Annotated in this window: 4 protein-coding genes; 2 read left to right on the forward strand and 2 right to left on the reverse strand. The window is 74.2% G+C overall.

The genetic code is table 11. From position 1 onward, the window contains the following. Positions 1-38: 38 nt before the first annotated feature. Entirely contained in the window at positions 39-1163 is a 1125-nt protein-coding gene (locus tag ABT106_RS30865; protein ID WP_351284067.1) for an aminoglycoside phosphotransferase family protein, read from the reverse strand. 231 nt (positions 1164-1394) lie between these two features. On the opposite strand from ABT106_RS30865, the gene ABT106_RS30870 reads away from it, so the two are divergent. Then, positions 1395-2891, forward strand: coding sequence for a DNA-binding protein NsdB (locus ABT106_RS30870; protein WP_351284069.1), 1497 nt, complete (start codon positions 1395-1397; stop codon positions 2889-2891). A 118-nt stretch (positions 2892-3009) separates the two neighbouring features. On the opposite strand, the gene ABT106_RS30875 is transcribed toward ABT106_RS30870, so the two are convergent. Further along, positions 3010-4455 (reverse strand): PP2C family protein-serine/threonine phosphatase, encoded by a 1446-nt coding sequence (locus ABT106_RS30875; protein ID WP_351284071.1) that lies wholly within the window; start codon positions 4453-4455, stop codon positions 3010-3012. 563 nt (positions 4456-5018) lie between these two features. Here ABT106_RS30875 and ABT106_RS30880 point away from each other — a divergent pair. Next, a partial coding sequence (locus ABT106_RS30880; protein WP_351284074.1) for a molybdopterin cofactor-binding domain-containing protein occupies positions 5019-5714 on the forward strand: 696 nt, incomplete at its 3' end.

Consider the following 5714-nt stretch of genomic DNA (forward strand, 5'->3'; position numbering starts at 1 on the left):
CGGTGGGGGCCGCGGGGCTTCGCGTTCGTGGGGACGGCTCAGCGGGTGCCGACCGCCGCGCGGACCGCCCTGCGGGCCATCCCGGCGTCGTCGTGCAGGCGCCGCAGCAGCAGCCGCTGCTCCTCCCCGGAGGTGAGGGCGCCCGTGGGCAGGGGCTGGGCCGGGGTGGCCGCCAGCATCGAGCGCTGGATGGCCGTCTCGGACATCCGGATCTCCCGGGTCAGCACCAGCATCAGGTTCACCAGGAAGGCGTCCCGCGCGGCCGGACCGGCGGACTGGGCGAGCCGGCTGATCTGCGCGCGGGCGTCCGGGGCGTCGCCCAGTACCGTCCACAGGGTCGCCAGGTCGTAGCCCGGCAGGTACCAGCCCGCGTGCTCCCAGTCGAGCAGCACCGGGCCGGCGGGTGACAGCAGCAGGTTCGACAGCAGTGCGTCGCCGTGGTTGAACTGCAGCCCGGCGCCCGACTGCCGTGCGCCGTGCAGCAGTTTCTGGAGGTCGCCGAGGTCCCGGTCGGTCAGCAGGCCGAGTTCGTAGTCACGGGTGATCCGCCGCCCGTAGTTCAGCGGGGCTCCGAACAGGTCGGCCGGCGGGCGCCACTGGTTGACCCGGCAGACCGCGCCCAGGGCCGCCCGCAGGTCGACCCGCGGCGGGGCTTCCACCGGATGCCGCTGGAGCGCGGCGACCCGGCCCGCCATCCGCTCGACCACCAGCGTGCAGTTCTCCGGATCGGCGGCGATCAGCCGCGGGACCCGGACCGGCGGGCGGTGCCGGACGAACGCCCGGTACGCCGCTATTTCGTGCCGGTACCGCTCGCGCCATTCGGGCGAGTGATCCAGTAACACCTTCGCGACGGCGGTCATCCGTCCGGTGGTTCCCACGAGCAGGACCGAGCGGCCGCTGCGGCGCAGCACCTGTACGGGCGCGAACTCCGGACAGATCCGCTGTACCGAGGCGAGGGCGGTGCGCAGTTGGGCGCCCTGCGGCCCGGAGAGGTCGATTCTGCCGCTCAGCGGCTGCGATCCGGTACCCGGTAGCCGCCGGGCCCGTACGGCGCCTTGAACCGGGGCGGCCGGGCGGCCGGGTTCGAGGTAGGGGCCGCCGCCCGCCTGGAGCGTGCGGTGCGGCCGGACCGGTGCGGACACGGAGGTCGTTGCTGCGTACATGGCGTTACGGATCCCTTCGTGCGCCGACGGTTTGCGTACGCCACCCCGCCGGATCCCGTGCTTCACCCTGGGGAGTTCCGCCGGTGAACCGGGTCGGGGAGGCGCATTCCTACCTGACACCCGGGCGTGGGTGGCGGACCACGAAGCGTGCCCTGGCGAAGCCTGGCGAATAGTCGCCGGGCATCTGACGCCGGGTTAATGTCAACTCAGCCGAGAACCTGGGGGCTTGACGTGAGCAAAGGTCCGAACACCCGCTTGAACGACCTGTTCGGCCTGGCCGGCTGGTCGAAGGGCGAACTCGCGAGGATGGTGAACCGGCAGGCGGCGGCCATGGGCCACCCCCAGCTGGCCACCGACACCTCACGGGTGCGGCGCTGGATCGACATGGGGGAGTCCCCGCGCGAACCGGTTCCCACGGTACTGGCAGCACTGTTCACCGAGCGGCTCGGTCGTGTCGTGACCATGGAGGACCTCGGGTTCGTACGGCAGCGGCGCACCACCAAACGGCGGCCGGACGGGGTTCAGGAGAACCCCGACGGGATGCCCTGGGCGCCCGAACGCACAGCCGCGGTCCTCACCGAATTCACGGGAATGGACCTCATGCTCAACCGACGCGGTCTGATGGGCGCGGGAGCCGTGCTCACCGCCGGCTCCGCCCTCACCAACGCCATGCACGACTGGCTCCACACCGACCCGGCCCGCGCCAAGCAGGCGGCGGGCTTCGGGGAGGCATTCCAGGCCGACCCCGCGAGCTACGACCGCTACGAGGCCGCCCCGATCGGCTCCGAGGAGATCGAGGCCCTGGAGCGCTCGGTGGACGTGTTCCGCGCCTGGGACGCCTCCAGAGGCGGCGGGCTCCAGCGCAAGGCCGTGGTGGGCCAGTTGAACGAGGTGGGCGGGATGCTCGCCTATCACCACCCCGACCACCTGCAGCGACGGCTCTGGGGCGTCGCGGCCAACCTGGCCGTGCTCGCGGGCTGGATGTCCCACGACGTGGGCCTCGAACCCACCGCGCAGAAGTACTTCGTCATCGCCGCGCACGCCGCCCGGGAGGGCGGTGACCGGCCGCGCGCGGGCGAGGCGCTGTCCCGGGCCGCCCGCCAGATGGTCCATCTCGGCAAGCCCAACGAGGCCCTCGACCTGATGAAGCTGGCCAAGTCCGGCTCGGGCGAACAGACCCTCCCGCGCACCCGCGCCATGCTGCACACCGTCGAGGCCTGGGCGCAGGCCGCCATGGGCAAGGGCCAGGCCATGCGCCGCACGCTGGGCGAGGCCGAGGAGCTGTTCGTCTCCGACAAGGGCGACGTGCCGCCGCCGAGCTGGATGCAGCACTTCGACGAGGCCGATCTGCACGGCATGCAGGCCCTGGCGTACCGGACGCTGGCCGACCACGACGCCTCGGCCGCGCCGGTCGCGGCCCGGCACGCCAAGGAGGCCCTGCGGCTGCGCGGCGAGGGCTACCAGCGCTCGCAGATCTTCGACTACATCTCGCTGGCCTCGGCCTGCTTCATCGCGGACGATCCGGAACAGGCGGACCGCTACGCCCGGCTCGCCCTGGTCTCGATGAACGAGACCTCCTCGCACCGGACCTGGGACCGGCTGCGCGAGATGTACCGGCTCACCGGCCAGTACGCGGGCTACCCGCGCATCGAGGACCTCCGTGAGGAGATCGAGCGGGCCCTCCCCGACAGCCCCCGGCCGCGCAGCCCGCGCGGTTCGGAGGTGTAGCCGCCACGCGCCCCTCCGGCCCTCCCGCACCGTGCACGGAGACGAGAAGGGCCGCGCTCTGCGGCGCGGCCGCGAAGCCCGTGCGGGTCCCGCTCCCGCGTGCCGTACGCCCGCTCGGCTAGCCGCCGACCCGGGCCACGAGCAGGCAGGCGTCGTCCTCGCGCTCGGCCTCGCCGAACTCCCCGGTCACGAGCCGTACGCAGTCCTGCGCCGACCGCGCCGCCGAGAACCGCGGTGCGAGGGCCAGCAGCCGTTCGGTCCCGTCCGCCCGGCCGGGGTCGAAGCCGCGCGCGGTCAGCCCCTCCGTGTGCAGGACGAGTACGTCGCCGGGCTCGACGGGCTCCTCGGCCTGCCCGTACGCGGCCCCGGACGTCGCGCCCAGCAGCGCGCCCTCCGGCGGCCGCAGGGCGCGGCCGGCGCCCGCGCGGAACAGCAGGGGAGCGGGGTGGCCGGCCTGCGCCCAGGACAGGACGCGGCGCGCGGGGTCGTAAGCGCAGCAGACGGCCGAGCCGAGCGCGGGCTGTGCGGAGGTTTCGAGGAGCTGGTTGAGCCAGCCCATCAGGGGGCCGGGCTCGATGCCGGCCATCGCCATGCCGCGCAGGGCGCCCAGCATCATCGCCATGCCGGAGGTGGCGGTGACCCCGTGCCCGGTGAGGTTGCCGACGGTCAGCATCGCGCGTCCGCCGGGGAGTTCGAGGGAGTCGTACCAGTCGCCGCCGATGAGGTTCCGCGTCGCGGACGGCAGGTAGTGCGCGGCCACGTCCAGGGTGGGCGCGGTGCCGTGCGGGGAGCGCGGGGAGCCGCGCCACGGGGGGAGCACGGCTTCCTGTAGCTCGACCGCCAGCCGGTGTTCGGTCTGTGCGATCTCCCGTCGGAGCCGGAGGCTGTCGTGGGAGTCGCGTACCGCCCGCTGGCTGCGGCGCAGTTCGCTGAGGTCCCGGAACACCGCCCACATGGAGGCGGTGCAGCCGTCGGGGTCGAGGACGGGTTCGCCCCTCATGTGCAGGGTCCGGACCCGGCCGTCGGCCCGCACGACGCGGAACTCGCCGTCGATCGGCCGGCCGTCCACCAGGCAGGCCGTGACCCAGGCGGTGAGCAGGGGCTGGTCCTCGGAGAACAGGGTGGAGCCGAGTTCGTCGAGGGGGAGCGCTCCCGCGCCGGGGGAGCGGCCGAAGATCTGGAACAGCTCGTCGGACCAACTGACCTCGTCGGTCAGCAGGTTCCACTCGGCGGTGCCCACGCGGGTCCGGCGCTCGCCGGGGCCGGACCCGGGCTCGGGGACCGCCCCGGACGGCGTCGCCTGAGGAGGTGCGACGGGTTCGGGGGCGGGCGGCATGCCTTCCTTGAGCTGGCCGAGGTGCCGGCCGAGGTCGTCGAGGTGGTGTACGGCGAGATCGCACAGGGCGCGCTGCCAGCGGCCCTGGGTGTCGCCGTCGTCCACGACGGTGTCACGGCGGACCGCGTCCACGTCTCCCCGGAGCCGCCGGGTCTGTGAGATCAGCGCGTCCACCGACCCGGGTTCGTGGGGCTGCGCGGAGCGGTCCGCGAAGAGGTGGGACGGCATGAGCACTCCGATACAGGCGCGGCACGGCCAAGTCTGATGGAAGGACCGGTAACGACTGTGGCACAGGCCACGACGGGGCGTAAGTCGTTTGGCAACATCCGCTCAGTGCTTGCTTCTGGCATATGCCCGAGGCCATCCGGGGGTTTCACCGTGTACGAACGAATCCGGTCAGTGGCGTCCGGAGCCGTTCTCGGCGGCTCCGGACGGACCCGGCGGACCCCGGCCGGTCCCGCGTGCGGTTCCGCGCCCCCGTGGCCTCGCACGGGCGGCGCGGCCGGCCGGGAAAACCGGCCAGGCACAGGGCGCGGGTCGAGCGTACGGCCGAGATGTGCGAGGTGACCGCTCCCGCTCCGCCCGTACGGGGCGCTGGTCAACGGGACCGCCACGGCACCCCTCGAACTGATGCTCCGTACGGCCGACCGCGTCGGCGGCGATCCGCCGGGAGCGCCCGCCGGAGCCGTCCCGGGCTTCCCAGCCCTTCGCGTCGTCGCTACGCTACGCGTCGGTAATGAACGGGGGAGGTCCGCGCGGGCGGGCCCGCGCAGGGCTGGGGACACCACGACATGACCGGGCAGCGCGACACCGAGGTGCGGCGCGACACCACCGCAGGGCGCGAGACCGCCGCACGGAGCGGCGCCGGGCAGGGCCGCGCCGCCGGACCGGACGTCACGGCCGGTGAGGGCGCTTCCTCCGGGGACGGTGCTCCCGCCGGGGACGGTGCTTGCGGTGAGGGCGCCGGGGCGGGCCGCGCCGCCGGGCAGAGCCGCCGTTCGTTCCTGACCTACCTGGTGGCGGCGCCGACCCTCGCCCTGGTCACCCGCGCCGGGGCCGACGCACTCGCCCCGCAGCCCGCCCACGCCGTGGTGCCGTCGCTGCCCGCCATCGCCGACCTGGTCGACCTCGGCGACCTGTTCATCCTGGCCGGCGCCCCCACCTCCGCCCTGCTGGCCCTCGCCGTCGACGCCGACGGCACCGTCCGCTTCCGGCTGCCGCGCGAGGAGGTCGGCCAGGGGCTGACCACCGCCGTGGCCATGCTCGTCGCGGAGGAGCTCGACGCGCCGCTGGCCTCCGTACGCGTGGAACTGGACGACGCGCGGCCCGAACTGCTCTTCAACCAGCTCACCGGCTCCTCCAACTCCATCCGCTCCCTCTACGGCCCGGTCCGCCAGTGCGCCGCCACCGCCAGGGCCCGCCTGATCGCCGCCGCGGCCCGCCGCTGGAGCCTCGCCCCGGTCGCGCTGACCTCCGCGGACGGCGCC

This window comes from Streptomyces sp. NPDC002044 (genome assembly GCF_040296725.1).
In the GTDB taxonomy this organism is placed as follows: Bacteria; Actinomycetota; Actinomycetes; order Streptomycetales; family Streptomycetaceae; genus Streptomyces; species Streptomyces antarcticus.

Excerpts from the sequence above, each read along its gene's own strand:
- ABT106_RS30865 (WP_351284067.1), bottom strand. The coding sequence starts at position 1,163 with ATGTACGCAGCAACGACCTCCGTGTCCGCACCGGTCCGGCCGCACCGC.
- ABT106_RS30875 (WP_351284071.1), bottom strand. The coding sequence starts at position 4,455 with ATGCCGTCCCACCTCTTCGCGGACCGCTCCGCGCAGCCCCACGAACCC.